Below are 18,215 nucleotides of genomic sequence, written 5' to 3'. Positions count from 1 at the left end.
CAAACGCCAACGGCGGCTCGCCAACCTCCATGCACTGCATGAGGCCAGCGAGCCGCCGTGGCTCCCGTCGGATCAATCAGCGATCAGGCAGGGTGATATTGAGTTCCAGGATCGAGCAACTGCCCTGGTTTTCCAGAGCGACGTGCACGTCGTCGGACCCGATATTGACGTACTTGCGGATCACTTCCACCAGTTCCTTCTGCAAGGCGGGCAAGTAATCAGGGGTGCTGCGCTGGCCGCGTTCATGCGCCACGATGATCTGTAGACGCTCTTTCGCTACCGACGCGGTGCTGACCTTTTTGCTGGCACGAAAGAAGTCAAAAAGATTCATTATCTACCTCCAAACAGGCGCTCGAAGAATCCCTTCTTCTCGACATCAAGGAACCGGTGTTCCACGGTTTTGCCCAGCAAACGGTCGACTGCGTCGCTGTAGGCCTGGCCCGCATCGCTCTGGTCGTCGAGAATCACCGGCACGCCCTGGTTGGAAGCCTTGAGCACGGCCTGGGATTCCGGAATCACGCCCAGCAGGGTCACTGCGAGAATTTCTTTGACGTCTTCAACACCGAGCATTTCGCCGTTGCTGACGCGCTCCGGGTTGTAACGGGTCAGCAGCAGGTGTTCCTTGATCGCGTCTTCGCCCTTTTCGGCGCGACGGGACTTGCTGGCCAGCAGGCCGAGCATACGGTCGGAGTCACGGACCGAAGACACTTCAGGGTTGGTCACGACAATCGCTTCATCAGCGAAGTACATCGCCAGGTGCGCGCCTTTCTCGATACCGGCAGGGGAGTCGCAGACCACGAACTCGAAGGTTTCCTTGAGTTCCATCAGGACTTTTTCTACGCCTTCCAGGGTCAGTGCGTCTTTGTCGCGGGTCTGGCTGGCGGCCAGTACGTAGAGGTTTTCCAGGCGCTTGTCTTTGATCAGGGCTTGCTGCAGGTTGGCTTCGCCATTCACCACGTTGACGAAGTCATACACCACGCGACGCTCGCAACCCATGATCAGGTCGAGGTTACGCAGGCCGACGTCGAAGTCGACGATGACTGTTTTGTGACCGCGCAGAGCGAGGCCGGTACCGATAGCGGCGCTGGTGGTGGTTTTACCCACACCACCCTTGCCGGATGTAACCACGAGAATCTTGGCCAAGGTGTTTCACCCCTAAGGAAAAAGGACTTTTAGCCCCTGAAAAACATCTCTTGAAAACTACTGCAGTCGGACAGCCTTGGCTGGAGCTCGGTCAGCGGCAGCATTTATCGTCGATAAACACTGCTGATTGCCAATTTCCTACTTCGTTTGAGCCGTAATCGCTACGTTTTAGAGATGTTTGGAAAATGCGGCAGTATCCGTTAAAGACGTGTGATGTTCAACACGTCACCCGACAGGCTGACCTGGACTCCAGAGCCCCACAAGGGGTCGCGCCGCAGGTCTTCGGAAACCTTGTACTGACCAGCGATGGAGATCAGTTCAGCGCTCAATTGCTGACAGAAAATCCGAGCCTTGGTGTCACCTTTGACGCCAGCCAGGGCCCGACCACGCATTGGGCCGTATACATGGATATTGCCATCGGCGAGAAGTTCCGCGCCGGGGCTGACCGAGGACACCACTACCAGATCGCCACCCTGGGCATAAATCTGCTGTCCGCCGCGTACTGGCGAAGTGATGATGCGGGTCGGCTTGACGGTCGGTTCAGGCGGCTTTTCCGGTACTTTCTTGACCTCGCTTTCCGGTGGGTCGAGAGGGCGCTCCCGGGCACCGGAAGGTGGCAGCACTGGCAGATCGACGGCAATGGCCGCTGCAATGTCTTCAATCCGACTGGCGCGAATCGCCAGGGTGCGCAGACCGTGCTGGCGGCAGACACGCATCAGCCCTGGCAGATCCACCGAACCCTCGGCAGCAGGCAGCTTGTCCAGCGCCAGTACCAGTGGAGCGTTGCTGAAGAAGTTCGGCGCCTGGGCGACCTTCGCGGCCAGTTGGCGATCGAGGCCTTCAAGGTCGTTGCGGGCCAGTTCCAGCACCGTGATGGCGAGCATGCTGCCCTTTAACTGGAACACAGGATCTTGGTCTAGCGATTCGGTTTGGCTCATGGTCTGCAGAAGGCGGCTTGTCACTAAAAGTGCCGAGACTTATAACGAGATCGCCCGCGCCCCGCAAGCCAGGTCGAACCGATGTAGAATGCGCGACCTTGTTGTCTGTCCCGGAATCTGTAATGGATCGCCCGCGTTTTCGAGCTGCATTCTTGTCTCCACGTTTCTGGCCGCTGTGGCTGGGGCTTGGCGTGTTATGGCTGATCGTCCAGCTGCCCTATCCTGCGCTCCTGCAAATCGGCCGTGCCCTGGGGGCGCTGATGTATCGAGTGGCCGGCGATCGACGGTCTATCGCCCGACGCAATCTGGAGCTGTGTTTCCCGGAAAAATCCGCCGCGGAGCGCAAGCGCCTGCTCAAGGAGAACTTCGCCTCCACCGGGATCGCCTTCTTCGAAATGGCCATGAGTTGGTGGTGGTCCAGGCAGCGCCTGGCGCGCCTGGCCCATGTCGAAGGGCTGGAGCACCTCAAACAGGCCCAACGCGAAGGTCATGGGGTGATTCTCATGGCCCTGCACTTCACCACCCTGGAAATTGGCGCGGCGCTGCTGGGTCAGCTGCACACCATCGACGGCATGTACCGCGAACACAAGAACCCGCTGTTCGATTTCATTCAGCGTCGTGGCCGCGAGCGGCACAACCTGGATTCCCTGGCCGTGGAGCGAGAGGACGTGCGCGGCATGCTCAAGCTGCTGCGCTCCGGTCGGGCCATCTGGTATGCACCGGACCAGGACTACGGCGCCAAGCAGAGCCTGTTCGTGCCGCTGTTCGGCATCCAGGCGGCTACCGTGACCGCCACCAGCAAGTTCGCCCGCCTGGGCAAGGCACTGGTCGTGCCTTTCACCCAGGAGCGCCTGGCCGATGGCAGTGGCTATCGCCTGGTGATTCATGCACCCCTGACAGATTTTCCCGGTGCCACTGAAGAAGAGGATTGCCTGCGGATCAACCAGTGGGTGGAAAGTGCGTTGCGCGCCTGTCCCGAGCAGTACCTCTGGGCCCATCGACGCTTCAAGAGTCGGCCGCCGGGCGAGCCCAAGCTCTACAAGAAGCGCGGTTGACCGCCTGGCATTGATTGCCGGATCTTGTGCGCCACGGATGGAGTGAGTTGATGAGTGTTGCGCAACCGATCACAGGTTTGATTCTTTCCGGCGGCGGTGCCCGTGCCGCCTATCAGGTGGGCGTGCTGGCGGCGATTGCCGAGCTGCTGGGGCCCGGCGCGCGCAATCCGTTCCCGGTGATCGTCGGCACTTCTGCCGGGGCCATCAATGCGGTCAGTCTGGCCAGTGGGGCCACGGACTTTCCCGCCGCCATCGAGCGTCTCACGGCATTCTGGCGCAGCTTCCGCAGCGATCAGGTGATGCGCAGCGATTGGCCGGGAGTGATTCGCCAGGCCAGTCGTTTTGTCGGCCACAGTCTGTTGGGGCTTGGTGCACAGGTGCCAGTGGCGCTGATCAACAACTCGCCGCTGCGCGAGCTGCTTAATCAGCACATGCATCTTTCGGGCATCAATCAGGCCATTTCCCAAGGGCAGTTACATGCGGTAGCGGTGACGGCCTTCGGCTACGAATCCGGACAGGCGGTGACTTTTTATCAAGGTGGCGGGGTGATCGATCCCTGGCTGCGTCATCGGCGCATCGGCGTTCCCACGCATCTGACGGTGGACCACCTGCTGGCCAGTGCGGCGATCCCCTTGCTGTTCGCGCCAGTGAAGCTCGACCAGGAGTATTTCGGCGACGGTGCTGTGCGCCAGTCGGCGCCCATCAGCCCGGCGTTGCATCTGGGCGCCAGCCGCGTGCTGGTAGTGGGGGTCAGTGGCAACCCGCGGGGCAACGATCCGGACGCCACCCTGCAGCGTGCTTATACCGGGCAGCAGCCGACTCTGGCGCAGATCGGTGGCCATATGCTCAACAGCACCTTCATTGACAGCCTGGAAAGCGATATCGAACTGCTGGAACGGCTCAATCATTTCAGTCGGCTGTTACCCGGAAGTTCGGCGGATCGTGGCTTGGGTATTGCTCCGGTGGAAGTGCTGGTGATCGCCCCGAGTCAGCCGATCGACGAGATCGCGGCAAGGCATCGGCAGGAGTTGCCAGCAGCATTGCGCTTGTTCCTGCGGGGGCCGGGGGCCACTCGGACCAGTGGTGCCGGGGTCCTGAGCTATTTGCTGTTCGAGGCGGCGTATTGCAGCGAGCTGATCGAACTGGGGCGCAGCGACGCCCTGGCCAAGGGCGAGGAGTTGGCGCGGTTTCTGGGCCTGAAGGGTTGAGGCCCGGACCCAGCCGATGAGCCCGGGGCCTTCGCAGCTTGAGGTCAGTCAGGCAGGTAATCCTGGATGAACTGGCGGATCACACCGACAAAATCCTCGTCCGCGGTGAAGCCCAGTTCGCGGGCATATCCGGCACTGAACGCTCCCGGCCAGGAGCCGACGATGCGTTCGATGTTGGCATCCGGGCGTAGCTGAATACGCTGGGCAACCTCGTCGCCCGCCACTTCCCGCAGCGCGTCGATCATCTGCGCCACGGTCAGCGACAGGCCGGGCATGTTGATCACTCGGCCCTGACTCAAGTGCTGCGCGGCCAGTTCATGGCCATGGATCATGTTGGCAATGGCCTGGGCGGGAGACATCAACCAGAGTCGGGTATCCAGGGGCACCGGGCAGACGCTGGCCTGGCCGCTGAGGGGTTCTCGGATGATACCGCTGGCGAAGCTGGACGCCGCCAGGTTCGGTTTGCCTGGCCGCACCACGATGGTTGGCATGCGCAGGCTGCGGCCATCGACGAAGCCGCGTCGGCTGTAATCGGCGAGCAGCAGGTCATTCATGGCTTTCTGGGTTCCATAGGAGCTTTGCGGAGCCCAGACCTGATCATCGTCTACGTTATCCGGCAGTTGCCCACCGAAGACGGCCACAGAACTGGTCATCACCCACTTTGGGCAGGAGCCCAGCTGGCGCGCCCGTTCCAGCAGACCTTGGGTGGCGCTGAAGTTGACCCGCATGCCCAGTTCGAAATCGCCTTCCGCCTGGCTGGAGACCACGGCGGCCAGATGAAAGATGCTATCGGTGTCGGCGTCGATCAGTTTGGCCAGCACCTGTTCATCGGTAATGTCTCCGCCTTTGACCTGCACCCGTGGGTCATCGAGGCCCTGCAGGGGTTCCCGGTCGAATGCGGTAATGCGCTTGATGGGTTGCAATTGGCCGTGACGGTCGGTGAGTGTGCCCCGTTGCAGCAAGGCTTCGATCAGCCGCCGTCCGAGAAAGCCGGCCGCGCCGGTAACAAGAATATTCATGAGTGGCTCCAACTGTTCAGCGATTGACGAGTTTTCCGGGGATCTTGAAGACCAGCAGGGCGCCGATGAACAACGCGCTGGCCATGACGTACATGCCGATGGTGGTGCTTTGGGTCAGGTCCTTGAGAAAACCCATCAGGTAGGGCGAGACGAAACCGGCGAGGTTGCCCCAGGAGTTGATCAGGGCAATGCCGGCGGCGGCCGCCGTGCCGCCGAGAAAGGCCGTGGGCAGGCTCCAGAACAGCGGCAGGGTGCTGAAAGCGCCCATGGCACCCAGGGTCAGGCCGATCATCGATACCGTGAAGTTGTCGCTCCAGGTGGCGGAAATCATCAAGCCGATGCCGCCAAGTACGGCGGTCAGCGCCAAATGCCAGCGGCGTTCGCGCAAGCGGTCGGCGCTGCGGGAGATCAGCACCATGGTCAGCGCTGCAGCGGCATAGGGGATCGCCGTGAGCATGCCGACCTCGAACACGTCGCTGACCCCGGCCTGGCGAATCAGCGAGGGCAGCCAGAAACCAACGGTGTAGAAGCCGGCGATCATGCAGAAGTAGATGGCGGTCAGCAGCCAGATCCGGGGTTGCCCGAACACTTGCCTGACGCTGTGAACCTGGTGGCCGTCGGTCTCGGCCTCGATCCGGGTCTGCAGCAGGCTTTTTTCTTCGCGGGTCAGCCAGCCGGCGTCGGCGATACGGTCGCTGAGGCAATAGATCACCAGGCCGCCCACCAGAATCGAAGGCAGGCCTTCGAGGAAGAACATCCATTGCCACCCCGCGAAGCCCTGGTGGCCATTGAGGGCGCTCATGATCCAACCGGATAGAGGTGCACCAATCAAGCCCGAAAGTGGTACTGCGGTGGCGAACAGTGCGTACATCTTGCCGCGGCGGTTGGAGGGGAACCAATAGGACAGATACAGGATGACACCGGGATAGAACCCGGCTTCGGCGATGCCCAGCAGAAAGCGCATGACATAGAAGGAGGTGGGGGTGCTGACGAACGCCATGCATGAGGAAATGATGCCCCAGCTGATCATGATGCGAGCGATCCACAGGCGCGCACCAACCCGATGCAGGATCAGGTTGCTGGGAATTTCCACCAGAAAGTAGGCGATGAAGAAGATCCCCGCGCCCAGGCCGTAGACCGCTTCGGAAAATTGCAGGTCTTCGGACATCTGCAACTTGGCGAAGCCGACGTTGACCCGATCCAGATAGGCCACCAGGTAGCACAGCAACAGCAACGGCAGGATGCGCCAGGCGACTTTGCGATAGGCCAGGTCTTCAAACGAGGCGGTGGGGGAGCGGGCGGCAGTTTGCGACAGTGATTCAGTCATGTCTTTACCCATCCTTGTTTCTTGTATTTGGGTGATTTTGTTTTTATCGGACTTGCTGAGTTGTCTTAGATATCATAATACATCATACGAATTCAATGGCCCGACACCGAGCGGGACGGCGTGCATGAAATGCAGTACCGTTAGTCACTTTGAATACAGAGATACCCATGTCCAAGCCTGACAACTCTTCCCTCGCCGTCGATTCCATGGCGACGCTCAAGGATGCGGCCAAGGGCACCCTGGCGGATCAAGTGACCGCGGCACTCAAGGCACATATCGCCAGTGGCGAGGCCCTGCCCGGTTCGCGGCTGCCCACCGAGCCGGTCATGTGCGAGCGCTTCGGTGTCAGTCGCACAGTCATCCGCGAGGCGATTTCGCGCTTGAAGTCGGCCGGGCTGGTGGAGGTGCGCCAAGGTAGCGGCACCGTGGTCAGTGAGGGCGCGCATATCAAGGCCTTCACTATCGATCTGGATGTACGCGGGTCGATTGAGGCCGTGCTCCGAGTCACTGAGTTGCGACGTGGTATCGAGGGCGAGGCGGCGGCGCTGGCGGCGCAGCGGCACACCCCCGAGCAACTGCAGGCGATCCACCAGGCGCTGCTGGCCATCGATGTGGCCGAGCAGGCCGGCCAGGACGGCGTGGAGCAGGACCTGGCCTTTCACTTGTCGATTTCCCAGGCCACCGGCAATCCGCTGTATCCCTCATTGCATGAGTTCATTGCTCAGTTCATCAAGGAGGCGATTCGCATTACCCGTTCCAACGAGGAGCGGCGCCGGGATCTGGCGCATTCGGTGCGCGATGAGCATTTCGCGGTCTATGGGGCCATTGCCGCTCGTGATGTCGAAGGGGCGCGGCAGGCAGCGCTGAGCCACATCCACAATGCGGTGGAACGGCTCAAGAGTGCCGATCCGGCATTCTGGCGGGACTCCGGATCACGTCTTGCCTGATAGGTAGCATCGCGCTGTCCCATCAGCCTGAGTGGCCGGCGCTCATCGGAACATGAGGGCCGGCCGTCTCACGGAGTATCAGAAGTGGTACTTGACCAACAGGCTGGCGGTGTCCTGGTTGGTCTCGAAGTTGCGCGAATCCTCGATGCCGTACTTGTTCTTCCAGTAGTCGTACTCGAAACCGACGTACAGTTGCTTGGCGCCCCAGTTCAGTGCCTTGCCCAGGTCGTATTTGACCTGTGGGTTGAAGTGTAGGTTGGCGTGGTAGGTGCCCTTGGCGTTCTGGTCGTTGTCCACCACCCAGTCCATGAAACCGTCGATCAGGATGTCCGAGCGGCCCACGGGAATGGTGTAGGACCACACTGGGGTGATCTGCCAGACGTTGTCACCCGGGCGGCTGCCCTCGGTGTGGCGCTGGTAGAAGTTCAGCTGGAAGTAGTCGAAGCCCGGCACTGCCAGATCGAAACCCGGACCTATCAGGTAGGACTCGTTATCGCCTTCGCCGAATTCGTAAGTGAAGGCCAGCAGCACATCCTTGATCGGACCGAACTCAAACTTCTGGTCAAAGATCTTGCCGAACGACAGGCGTGGGCTGAACTCGCCGTAATAAGTGTCCGGGCCGACGTTGCCGTCTTTCTTGCCGTTGTAGAAGATCCGGTCGAGGAAAAAGAAGTTGTCCCCGTACTTCCAGGCGTCGGCGTGCTCGAACGTCACCGTCTGTTGAATCTGCGGGTTGACCTCGAAGTTCTTGCCGTACAAGTAAGTCAGGCTGTTGTTCTGCCATTGCAGCAGGTCGCCAGCCATGGCCTGCCCCCCGGCCAGCAGGCCGGCAGCCAGCATCAGGCGTGTGCACATCGGTTTCATTCGGTTGCTCCCAAAGTAGGTAGTTCCACGTTTTTTTTGGCTCGGCGCTCTGGTTTGGCGCCTTTTTTCTTTGCTGTAAAAAACCATCCGATCGGTCAGCTTTGTTGCTGTTAGCAAGAGCTGAGCCAAGGCCGAAAAAAAGCAAAAAACTCCCGTCCGGCTGTATAGATACAGTCGTCCGAGAGTATTTCCAACATTGATTTCGTGCGCCTTGTTACCTGTCTGGACCGGGATAAGTTGGCCTTCAGGTCAGGTTTTTCATCCGGGCTTTTTTTTAGACCGAATTTGCGTGGCCGCGGAGAATACTGGCTCCCACGGCAGGGCTCAAGTGCTCCGCAACAGAGCACTTGCAGCCACTTTGGGGCAGGCTTGCCGATCATTTCAGCAAGGCCTCGGCGACGGCAGGCAATAGCAGAGCGAAGGCCGCCGGCAACTCGAGGCATTTCGGGGCGCCAATGACCGTCCAGCGGTCAGGGTGGGGTTAGCCTGTGCAGGCTGCATGATGGTTGCTCCCTGTTTGTTTTTATTTTCAAGGCGCAGCGTGTTTTGGGCAGGGGCGGCCATGGTCCGGGCAGTCGCTGCACTCAAGCATGAACGGTAAAACCAGGCTCGGGGCGCCAATCTGACGCCCCGGTTGCCACTCAGTGCTGATGCGCTTCCCGGGCATTGCCGGCGGCCCGTTCGGTGCCACCGAGGATGTTGAACAGCAGGTTCAACAGCAAGGCGCTCAAGGTCGCCATGGCGATGCCACTGTGGGTGATGGGGCTCATCCACAGGGGCAGGTGGGCAAAGAACTCGGGACGCACCACGGGGATCAGGCCCATGCCGATGCTCACGGCCACCAGCAACTGATTGCGCCGGTCGGCGATATCGGCCTCCTGGAGAATCTTGATTCCGGTAGCCGCCACCATGCCGAACATCGCAATCGCTGCGCCGCCCAGCACCGCCGGAGGAATCGAAGCCACCAGGAAGGCCGCCTTGGGCAGCAGGCTGAGGACAATCAGCAGGCCTCCGGCCACGATGGTCACGGAACGGCAGCGAACTCCGGTCATTTGCACCAGGCCGATGTTCTGGGCGAAGGAGGAGTGGGTAAAGGTATTGAGGAAGCCGGCGAAGAAGGACGCACCGGCATCACAGAGCAGACCGCGACGCAGCATGCGCGGAGTGACGTCCTGGCCGGTGATCTTGCCCAGGGCCAGGAACATCCCGGTGGACTCGACGAAGATGATCACCACCACCAGGCACATGGACAGGATGGGGGCAAGATGGAACTCGGGCATGCCGAAGTGCAGCGGGGTGACGATCTGCAGCCAGGGTGCCTGGGCCATGCCGCTGAGGTCCACCATGCCGATCAGACCGCAGAGTACGTAGCCCAGCCCCATGCCGATCAGCACGGAAATATTGACCCAGAAGCCCCGCATGAAGCGATGGATCAGCAAGATAGTGCCCAGCACCAGCGCGGCGATAGCCAGATAGATGGGGGACCCGAATTGCGCGGCAGCGCTGCCGCCGCCGGCCCAGTTCACCGCCACTGGAAACAGTGACAGACCGATCGAGGTGATGACCGTCCCAGTGACCAGAGGCGGGAAGAAGCGCACCACCTTGGACATGAAGGGCGCAATCAGCATGCCGAAGAACCCTGCGGCAATGGTGGCGCCGAAGATCCCCTGCAGGCCGATGCCAGGCATCTCGGCCATGGCCACCATGCTGCCCACGGCGGCGAAGCTGGCCCCCATCATCACTGGCATGCGAATGCCCATGGGGCCGATACCGAAGGACTGGACGATGGTGGCGATCCCCGCTACCAGCAGGTCGGCGTTGATCAGGAAGGCGATTTCTTCACGACTCAGGCCCGCGGCCTGTCCGATGATCAGCGGTACCGCAATTGCACCGCCATACATCAGCAGAACGTGTTGCAGTCCTACCAGGATCAGTTGCAGGAAAGGCAAGCGCGCAATGGCGGGCGCATCGGGGACGCACTGTTCGGATGAATCGGACATGCAATACCTCGGGTCTTTTTTATTCTTGTGATTTAACCGCTGCATCTTGGTGCGCAACGTGTCTGTAGCAGGCAAATCTTGATCGGCTGATGGCAAGCAAGCCCGCCTCTACAGATGAGTCCGGTTCTGTAGGGGCGAGCTTGCTCGCGAATCGGCCTGGCGACAGGCGCTGATCAGTTGGTCTGGGCCCCCTGGGCAATCCAGGCACCGATCAGTTCACGTTCCTGTTGGGTCATCTGCGTGATGTTGCCCAAAGGCATGATCTGACTGGTGACTGCCTGGGCCTGGATACGTGCGGCTTGCAGGCGGATCTGTTCAGGGGTATCGAACATCACCCCGGCTGGTGCGGCACTGAACAGGGGGCTGGTGGGCTTGGCCGAATGGCAAACCGCGCAGCGCTCCTGGATCACACTGTGCACCTTGTCAAAGGCCGGACCGGCGCTGGATGCCTGTGCCGGACTTGCCGCTGGAGCCGCTGGAGCCGCCGGGGCTTCTGCGCTGGCTGGCGCCGCAGGTTTGGCGCCACCGCCCAGGGCGGTTTCCGGCAGAGGCTGGTACTCGATCTGGCCGGCGGCCTTGGCTACTTCAGGGGCACTGGGGGCTGGCGTCGGGCCGGTCACGTAGGCCAGGCAGATCATGCCCAATGCAGCAACGGGCAGGGTCCAGGCGAACTTGTGGCTGTCATGCCGGGTGTTGAAGTAGTGACGGACCAACACCGCCAGGACCGCGATCCCGGCCAGGATCAACCAGTTGTACTGGCTGCCGTAGGTGCTCGGGAAGTGGTTGCTGATCATGATGAACAGCACAGGCAGGGTGAAGTAGTTGTTGTGACGCGAACGCAGCAGACCCTTGGCCGGCAGGGTTGGGTCCGGTGTGCGGTTTTCCGCGATCGCCGCCACCAGTGCGCGCTGGGCCGGCATGATGATGCGGAACACGTTGCCCACCATGATGGTGCCGATGATGGCGCCCACATGCAGGTATGCGCCACGGCCGCTGAACACTTTGCTGAAGCCGTAAGCGGCGGCAATCAGCAGAACGAACAGGATGAAGCCGAGCAGGGCGGGTTTCTTGCCCAATGGCGAATCGCAGAGGAAGTCGTAGACGAACCAGCCGGCGATCAATGCACCGATACCGATGGCCACGCCTTCAGGACCGGTCAGGCCGCTGCCGGGGGCAACCAGATAGAGCATCGGGTTGTAGTAGAACACCAGGCACAGCAGGGCAATCCCCGACATCCAGGTGAAGTAGGCTTCCCACTTGAACCAGTGCAGGTTCTCCGGCATCGAGGGCGGGGCCAGTTTGTATTTTTCCAGGTGATAGATACCGCCACCGTGAATCGCCCAGAGGTCGCCGGACAGGCCGTCCTTGGGGTTGACGCGATTGAGGTTGTTCTCCAGCCAGACGAAGTAGAACGATGCGCCGATCCAGGCCACACCAGTGATCATATGTACCCAACGCACGCTCAGGTTGAGCCATTCCAACAGATGTGCTTCCACAGTCTTTACCTCTTGCCTGTCACCCTTGTTGTCGGGTGATCAGACCTTCTCTTATTGGTGGGGGGCGAGGATCAAACACTCATCCTCTTTGAAGAAATGCTCATCGCAGTTATTGCCTTTGCCACTGCGATCAACCACCAGGAAGTCATCCCGCTTTTCGATCGTCAGCACCGGGTGGTGCCAGACGCCGCGATGGTAATTGATGCCCTGCCTGCCATTACTGACGAAGGCGCGGACCAAGCCTGATACAGGTTCATCGCCAAGTGGCGCGACCACGATCAGAAAGGGGTTGCCGAGCAGCGGAATGAAGGCCTGGCTGCCCAGCGGATGGCGTTCCAGCATGCGGATGGTCAACGGCATTTCCAGCGCGTCGGCGCGGAAGATGCTGATGATCGCCTGGTCCTCCGGCTGGGCGGTTTCAACCGTCGCCAGGCGGTGGAAGCGCATGGTCGAACCATTGTTGATCATGAAGTGATCACTGCCATCGGTTTCGATCACGTCACCGAAAGGGGCGAAGGCTTCTTTGCTCAGGGGTTCAATCATCAATGTGCGCATGCTGTTCTTCTTATCTTGAGTTTGTTTTGTCTGTTCTGCGGTCATCGCGAGCCAGCTCGCTCCTAAAGACGCGGGTTTGCCTGCGATGGAGGGGCTACCTTATTTCGCGACCTTGCCCAGGAGGCGCAAGCGGCTGACGCCTCCGTCTGGAAACACGTTCAGACGGATATGAGTGATCGGGCCCAGGGCTTTGATCTGCTCGGCAAAGCTGTGCTCGGCGTGCATTTCCAACTTCTGGCTGGGCAGCAGTTCACGCCAGAACAGGCTCTGGGTTTCGATCTGGCTGTCGGTGCCGCCCTTGACGAATGCGCCCTGGATCGAGCAGCTGTCCGGGTAGTTGCCCTTGAAGTGCAGGGTATCGACGATGATCTTCTCGATTTCGCCGGCGTGGCCCAGAGCGACGATCACCCAGTCATTGCCGGGAGTGCGACGACGAGCAGTTTCCCAGCCGTCGCCCATGTTGATCCCGCGACCCGGATTGAGAAGGTTGCCCATGCGTCCGAAGTGTTCGTCGGAGCAGGCCAGGGCACGACCACCGTTGAGAGCCGCAGCCAGGTCGACTTGTTCGTTGTCAGCGATGGCCGACCAGTCGCGGTACGGCGTGCCGTAGACCCGTAGACGCGCTACACCGCCATCCGGATAGATGTTGAAGCGCAGGTGACTGAACGGCTGGTCGTTGTTGATCTCGTGGTAGTGATGGCTGTCGCCTTGCAACTCGACAGCAGATAGTACTTCGACCCACTGGGTGTCTTCGCCAGGTTCGCCTTCGCTCAGGAAACAGGCCTCCAGAGATGCCGATGGCGGGAAGTTGCCGGTGAAGAATGAGGTGTCGATGTCCACGCCCTTGATCGAGCCCGGCACGCCCAGGCGGATCACTGCGCTGTCGTAACCTTCGAAGCGCTTGCGACGGGATTCCCAGCCATCCATCCACTTGCCGTTATCATCGAACACGCCTTCCTTCCATACAGCCGGGGTTGGCTGGAACAGGCGGTTCGCGTCAGCGAACCAGTCATCGGTGACCGAGATGATCTTGGTGCCCAGGCGGGCGTCGGCCAGGTTGACGAACTTCTCGAAAGGGACGGCGTAAGCTTTCATTCTTCTTGTCTGCCTTGAAATAGGTGGCTGGGGATGCACGCAGAACCGGGAGTAGCAGGAGGTATCCAGATTCTCGGGGCTATCCTCAGGAGCGAGTCGCTACAGGGTCAGCAATCTGAACAATGCGATTTTGTTGATCTCTGCCAGCGCGCACTTGAACTCGGTGTCCACCGAGTTGTGGATACGGGTTTCGAACGCTGCGAGGATCTGGTGCCGGTTGCTGCCTTTCACCGCCATGATGAAGGGAAACTTGAACTTGGCCTTGTAGGCATCGTTCAGCTCGGTGAACCGTTGGAACTCTTCGGCTGTGCATTGGTGAATGCCGGCGCCAGCCTGTTCGTTGGTGCTGGCTTCGGTCAACTGGCCCTGGACGGCGGCTTTGCCGGCCAGGTCCGGGTGAGCGTTGATCAGTGCCAACTGGCTGGCGTGATCGGCGCTCAGCAGGATATCGCTCATGCGCTGGTGCAGGCCTTCAATCTGGTCGACGGAGGCGTCAACCCCCAGGTCGTAGGCTCTTTCAGCGACCCATGGCGAATGTTCATAGATGTCGGCGAAAGCCTCGACGAAGGCCTCACGGCTCAGGGTCGATGGCTTGAGGCTCTGGAAAGCAGTCATTGCGCCGCTCCCTGGTAAGGATGGGTCTGTTGCCAGTGGCGGGCGATATCGACACGACGGGTGAACCAGACCTGCTCGTGACCTTTGACGTATTCGATGAAGCGCTTGAGGGATGCCAGGCGGGCCGGGCGGCCGATCAGACGACAGTGCAGGCCGATGGAAAGCATCTTCGGGGCTTCGGCACCTTCGGCGTAGAGCACATCGAAGGCATCTTTGAGGTAATGGAAGAAGTCGTCGCCCTTGTTGAAGCCCTGGACCTGGGTGAAACGCATGTCGTTGGTATCCAGGGTGTAAGGGATGACCAGATGCGCCTTGCCAGTGGGATTGTTGGGTTCCCAGTAGGGCAGGTCGTCGTCGTAGGTGTCGCAGTCATAGAGGAAGCCGCCTTCCTCCATTACCAGGCGCCGGGTGTTCGGGCCGGTACGACCGGTGTACCAGCCCAGGGGGCGTTCACCGGTGATTTCGGTAAGGATGCGGATCGCTTCGAGCATGTGCTCGCGTTCCTGGGCTTCGTCCATGTACTGGTAGTCGATCCAGCGGTAGCCGTGGCTGCAGATCTCATGGCCAGCCTCGACCATGGCGCGGATCACGTCCGGATGGCGCTGAGCGGCCATGGCTACGGCAAAGATGGTCAGCGGAATGTCGAATTCCTTGAACAGCTTGAGGATCCGCCAGACGCCGGCGCGGCTGCCATACTCGTACAGCGATTCCATGCTCATGTTGCGCTCGCCCTGCAGCGGCTGCGCTGAAACCATTTCCGACAGGAAAGCTTCCGATTCCTTATCGCCATGAAGAATGTTGCGCTCGCCGCCCTCTTCGTAATTGAGCACGAAGGACAGGGCGACACGGGCATTGCCCGGCCAGTGAGGATGAGGGGGGGTAGAGCCATAACCGATCAGGTCGCGAGGGTAGTCAGCGCTCACTGCAGTCTTCCTTCTTATTCGTGATAAGGGTGGCGTGGCGGAACCTGAAGCCGGTAACCCAGGTGAGCGTCACTGCGATGGGCTGATTGTATACAAGTTTATATTCACTTTGTAAGCCTGATTTTTTGCATTTTTCTGCTTTTATCGCTATGGCCTACACCTGCAAGAAACTTGCCTGGATGGTCAGCTAATGGATGGCAAGTCGTCTGTTGCTGTGGTGTTGAGGTCAATCCACAGGCTCCCGGGTGGGGCAGTGCGCGAGTGAATATTTGCGATTATTATTGTGTACAATTTTTTTGAAAAATGTCTTAATCATGACCTCGCCGCAGCCTTTCACCCGTCGAAACGCCGCGGTCCTCTTTCAATCACTGACTCCGGGAGGCGCGAGGCCTGGGCGCAGCAGTTGCGTCAGGCACGCAGAATCAATGGGACGTTTGACTACACACGTTTTGGATGCCGCACACGGCTGCCCCGGCAGCGCTATCAAGGTCGAGCTGTATCGGGTTGAAGGGGCGCAGTTGGAGTTGGTCGCCAGCACCCTGACCAACAGCGATGGCCGTTGCGATGCGCCGCTGCTGCAGGGCGATGACTACCGTTCCGGGGTTTACCAACTGCATTTCCACGCTGGCGATTACTACCGCGCCCGGGGTGTACAACTGCCACAGCCGGCTTTCCTTGATGTAGTAGTACTGCGGTTCGGTATCAGTGCCGAGCAGGAGCATTACCACGTGCCGCTGCTGATCTCGCCTTACAGCTATTCGACCTACAGAGGAAGCTAGGACTTTCCCCCCAAGAATCCTGCGCAAATAGCTTCTTTGGTCCTTGCCCGCTCACACTGCGGGCTTTTTTTCGCCGGTTAAAAAGTCGTCTCCGGCACGTCGGATCCTGGCTGACCGTTGCAGGAGCCGGCTTGTCGGCGAAGCGCTTAACGGCTCAACAGGGATGCGGCTCCAGCCCCTGTGAACAGCCCGGCACTGATGCGATTGAACCAGCTTTGGCCCTTGCCGCTGCGCAAGTAACGCGCGGCGCCATGGGCACCGAGGCCGTAGGCCAGCTTGCACGTCAGGTCCAGCAAGGTCCAGGTAGCGATCATGATCAGCAGTTGTGGCAGGAAAGGCTGCTGGGCACTGAGAAACTGCGGCAGGAATGCGGCAAAGAACAGAATGTCCTTAGGGTTGCTGGCTCCCAGGACAAAAGCGCGCCCGAACAGTGCGTGAAAGCGCGGTTTCGGTGCGACTTCCGGCACCACGGCGCCGTGGGACGGCTGCCGCGATTGCTGCCAGCTCTGCCAGGCGAGGTAGAACAGATAGAGGGCGCCGACGATCTTCAGGGCGCTGAACAGTTGCTCCGAAGCCAGCAGCAGTGCACCCAGGCCCAACGCTGATGCGCTCAACAGGCAGATCGAGGCCAAGACCCCGCCGAGAAAGGCCGGGTATGAGCGGCGCAGGCCATAGTTCAGGCTGTTGCTGATCATCAGCAACGACAAGGGACCCGGGATCAGGATCACTACCAAGGCAGCGCCACTGAACAGCAGCCAGGTTTCCACACTCATTAGATTCTCCATATGCACAAAAACCCCATCCGAAGGGATGGGGCGGGTAGGACCAGGTGCGACTTACAAGAAAATGAACTTGGCGATGAAGATCGCACACAGCACATACAGGCTGATGGAGATTTCCTTGTGTTTGCCCGTCCCGGCCTTCAGTACCACATAGGTGATGAAACCCAGGGCAATGCCGTCGGCGACGGAAAAGGTCAGCGGCATCATGATTGCCGTGACAATCGCCGGAATGCTGTCAGTGGCTTCGTCCCAGTTGATATGGGCCATGCCTCCCATCATCAGCATCGCGACATAGATCAAGGCACCCGCGGTAGCGTAAGCAGGGATCATGCCTGCCAGCGGAGCAAAGAACATGGCGGCAATAAATAACACACCCACGGTGACGGCGGTAAGGCCAGTCCGACCGCCAGCGGCCACACCGGCGGCACTTTCCACGTAGCTGGTCACCGGTGGCACCCCGACCACTGCACCGAAGACGCTAGAAGCACTGTCAGCCTTGAGGGCGCGCGAGAGATTTTCGATCTTGCCGTCGGCATTCACCAGACCGGCACGCTGGGCCACGCCCATCAGGGTGCCGGCAGTGTCGAACATGTGCACGAAGAGGAAGGCCAGGACCACGCTGATCATGCTGACGTTGAACACCCCGGCAATATCCATGGCCATCCAGGTGGGCGCCAGGCTCGGCGGGGTGGACAGGATGCCGTTGTAGTGCACCAGCCCCAGTCCCCAACCGGCCAGGGTCACGGCAATGATGCTGATGAGGATTGCACCGAATACTCGGTGGTAGCTGAGCACCGCGATCATCAGAAAGCAGATGGCCGCCAGCAGCGGGCCCGGTTCACGCAGGGAGCCAAGCTTGATCAGGGTGGCCGGGCTATCGACGATGATGCCGGCGGTTTTCAGCCCGATCAGCCCGAGAAACAGCCCGACACCGGCTCCCATGGCGAAGCGCAAGCTCACCGGAATGCTGTTGAGCAGCCATTCACGAATCCGCGACAAGGTCAGGATCATGAACAGCACACCGGAGATGAATACCGCGCCGAGGGCGGTTTCCCAGTTGTAGCCCATGGTGCCGACCACGGTGTAAGTGAAGAAGGCGTTGAGGCCCATGCCCGGGGCCAGGCCCACCGGCCAGTTGGCGTACAGGCCCATCAGCAGGCAGCCCAGGGCGGCGGCGATGCAGGTGGCAACGAAGGCGGCGCCGTGATCGATGCCGGCGTCGGCCATGATGTTGGGATTGACGAAGATGATGTAAGCCATGGTGATGAAGGTTGTCAGACCGGCAATCAGCTCGGTCTTCACCGTGGTGCCATGCAATCTGAGTTTGAAGATGCGCTCCAGCCAGCCGCTGTTCAGCGAGGGCGAGAGGTCCAGCGGAGAGGCTTCGGATTTGCGGCTTTCCACAGCGAGTACTCCTCAAGAGTTTTATTGTTTTTTCCAGAGCCGGGCACGGGAGGGTGGGCAGCGGC

At 60.2% G+C, this 18,215-nt stretch carries 18 protein-coding genes; 4 read left to right on the top strand and 14 right to left on the bottom strand.

What is annotated here, in order from left to right:
- Nucleotides 1–76: 76 nt before the first annotated feature.
- From minE to minC, 3 genes are all read right to left on the bottom strand, one after another.
- Entirely contained in the window at nt 77–331 is a 255-nt protein-coding gene (minE, locus tag P7C00_RS23600; RefSeq protein WP_007898843.1) for a cell division topological specificity factor MinE, read from the bottom strand.
- A complete protein-coding gene (minD, locus tag P7C00_RS23595) occupies nt 331–1,143 on the bottom strand; it encodes a septum site-determining protein MinD (protein WP_011062650.1) in 813 nt (270 codons plus the stop codon). The genes minE and minD overlap by 1 nt, the downstream gene beginning before the upstream one ends.
- Before the next feature lie 200 nt (nt 1,144–1,343).
- Nucleotides 1,344–2,081 carry a septum site-determining protein MinC gene (gene minC, locus P7C00_RS23590; protein WP_102860793.1) on the bottom strand — a complete coding sequence of 246 codons (738 nt, stop codon included), beginning with the start codon at nt 2,079–2,081 and terminating at the stop codon, nt 1,344–1,346.
- 122 nt (nt 2,082–2,203) lie between these two features.
- Here minC and P7C00_RS23585 point away from each other — a divergent pair, with 122 nt between their 5' ends.
- Nucleotides 2,204–3,136, top strand: coding sequence for a lipid A biosynthesis lauroyl acyltransferase (locus P7C00_RS23585; protein ID WP_346632248.1), 933 nt, complete (start codon nt 2,204–2,206; stop codon nt 3,134–3,136).
- Nucleotides 3,137–3,186: 50 nt separating this feature from the next.
- The gene (locus tag P7C00_RS23580) at nt 3,187–4,344 is read left to right on the top strand and encodes a patatin-like phospholipase family protein (protein ID WP_346632247.1); all 1,158 of its coding nucleotides are present in this window, start codon (nt 3,187–3,189) and stop codon (nt 4,342–4,344) included.
- Nucleotides 4,345–4,388: 44 nt separating this feature from the next.
- Here P7C00_RS23580 and denD read toward each other — a convergent pair whose 3' ends face one another.
- Both denD and P7C00_RS23570 read right to left on the bottom strand, forming a co-directional pair.
- Nucleotides 4,389–5,363, bottom strand: coding sequence for a D-erythronate dehydrogenase (gene denD, locus P7C00_RS23575; protein ID WP_404937477.1), 975 nt, complete (start codon nt 5,361–5,363; stop codon nt 4,389–4,391).
- A 16-nt stretch (nt 5,364–5,379) separates the two neighbouring features.
- Nucleotides 5,380–6,690: an MFS transporter gene (locus tag P7C00_RS23570; RefSeq protein ID WP_346632245.1), complete on the bottom strand. Its 1,311-nt coding sequence runs from the start codon at nt 6,688–6,690 to the stop codon at nt 5,380–5,382.
- 167 nt (nt 6,691–6,857) lie between these two features.
- On the opposite strand from P7C00_RS23570, the gene P7C00_RS23565 reads away from it, so the two are divergent.
- Nucleotides 6,858–7,637 carry a FadR/GntR family transcriptional regulator gene (locus P7C00_RS23565; protein ID WP_404937476.1) on the top strand — a complete coding sequence of 260 codons (780 nt, stop codon included), beginning with the start codon at nt 6,858–6,860 and terminating at the stop codon, nt 7,635–7,637.
- 78 nt (nt 7,638–7,715) lie between these two features.
- Here the strand turns inward: P7C00_RS23565 and P7C00_RS23560 are convergent, their stop codons facing one another.
- The 7 genes from P7C00_RS23560 to puuE form a co-directional block, all read right to left on the bottom strand.
- Complete coding sequence (locus tag P7C00_RS23560) at nt 7,716–8,501, bottom strand: outer membrane protein OmpK (protein ID WP_346632244.1); 786 nt, start codon at nt 8,499–8,501, stop codon at nt 7,716–7,718.
- Between the two features lie 641 nt (nt 8,502–9,142).
- Nucleotides 9,143–10,501, bottom strand: a complete 1,359-nt coding sequence (locus P7C00_RS23555; RefSeq protein ID WP_346632243.1) for a nucleobase:cation symporter-2 family protein — start codon at nt 10,499–10,501, stop codon at nt 9,143–9,145.
- A gap of 173 nt (nt 10,502–10,674) precedes the next feature.
- Nucleotides 10,675–11,997, bottom strand: a complete 1,323-nt coding sequence (locus tag P7C00_RS23550; protein WP_346632242.1) for a urate hydroxylase PuuD — start codon at nt 11,995–11,997, stop codon at nt 10,675–10,677.
- Nucleotides 11,998–12,048: 51 nt separating this feature from the next.
- The gene (locus tag P7C00_RS23545; RefSeq protein WP_102880511.1) at nt 12,049–12,552 is read right to left on the bottom strand and encodes an ureidoglycolate lyase; all 504 of its coding nucleotides are present in this window, start codon (nt 12,550–12,552) and stop codon (nt 12,049–12,051) included.
- 99 nt (nt 12,553–12,651) lie between these two features.
- On the bottom strand, nt 12,652–13,647 hold the full coding sequence (alc, locus tag P7C00_RS23540; protein WP_404937475.1) for an allantoicase: 996 nt from the start codon (nt 13,645–13,647) through the stop codon (nt 12,652–12,654).
- A gap of 99 nt (nt 13,648–13,746) precedes the next feature.
- Nucleotides 13,747–14,262 (bottom strand): 2-oxo-4-hydroxy-4-carboxy-5-ureidoimidazoline decarboxylase, encoded by a 516-nt coding sequence (gene uraD / locus P7C00_RS23535; RefSeq protein WP_102860803.1) that lies wholly within the window; start codon nt 14,260–14,262, stop codon nt 13,747–13,749.
- Nucleotides 14,259–15,185 carry an allantoinase PuuE gene (gene puuE, locus P7C00_RS23530; RefSeq protein WP_346632240.1) on the bottom strand — a complete coding sequence of 309 codons (927 nt, stop codon included), beginning with the start codon at nt 15,183–15,185 and terminating at the stop codon, nt 14,259–14,261. Before puuE ends, uraD begins: the two co-directional genes overlap by 4 nt.
- Before the next feature lie 425 nt (nt 15,186–15,610).
- Here puuE and uraH point away from each other — a divergent pair, with 425 nt between their 5' ends.
- Entirely contained in the window at nt 15,611–15,964 is a 354-nt protein-coding gene (gene uraH, locus P7C00_RS23525; RefSeq protein WP_221811274.1) for a hydroxyisourate hydrolase, read from the top strand.
- 146 nt (nt 15,965–16,110) lie between these two features.
- Here uraH and P7C00_RS23520 read toward each other — a convergent pair whose 3' ends face one another.
- Both P7C00_RS23520 and P7C00_RS23515 read right to left on the bottom strand, forming a co-directional pair.
- Nucleotides 16,111–16,737, bottom strand: a complete 627-nt coding sequence (locus P7C00_RS23520; RefSeq protein ID WP_346632239.1) for a LysE family translocator — start codon at nt 16,735–16,737, stop codon at nt 16,111–16,113.
- A 63-nt stretch (nt 16,738–16,800) separates the two neighbouring features.
- On the bottom strand, nt 16,801–18,150 hold the full coding sequence (locus P7C00_RS23515) for an NCS2 family permease (protein WP_404937474.1): 1,350 nt from the start codon (nt 18,148–18,150) through the stop codon (nt 16,801–16,803).
- Nucleotides 18,151–18,215 lie beyond the last annotated feature (65 nt).

The sequence above is a fragment of the Pseudomonas sp. JDS08PS003 genome (assembly GCF_045013505.1).
Lineage (GTDB): Bacteria > Pseudomonadota > Gammaproteobacteria > Pseudomonadales > Pseudomonadaceae > Aquipseudomonas > Aquipseudomonas protegens_B.
Note: the sequence above shows the minus strand (reverse complement) of the source record. Positions and strands in the feature narration are given on the sequence as shown.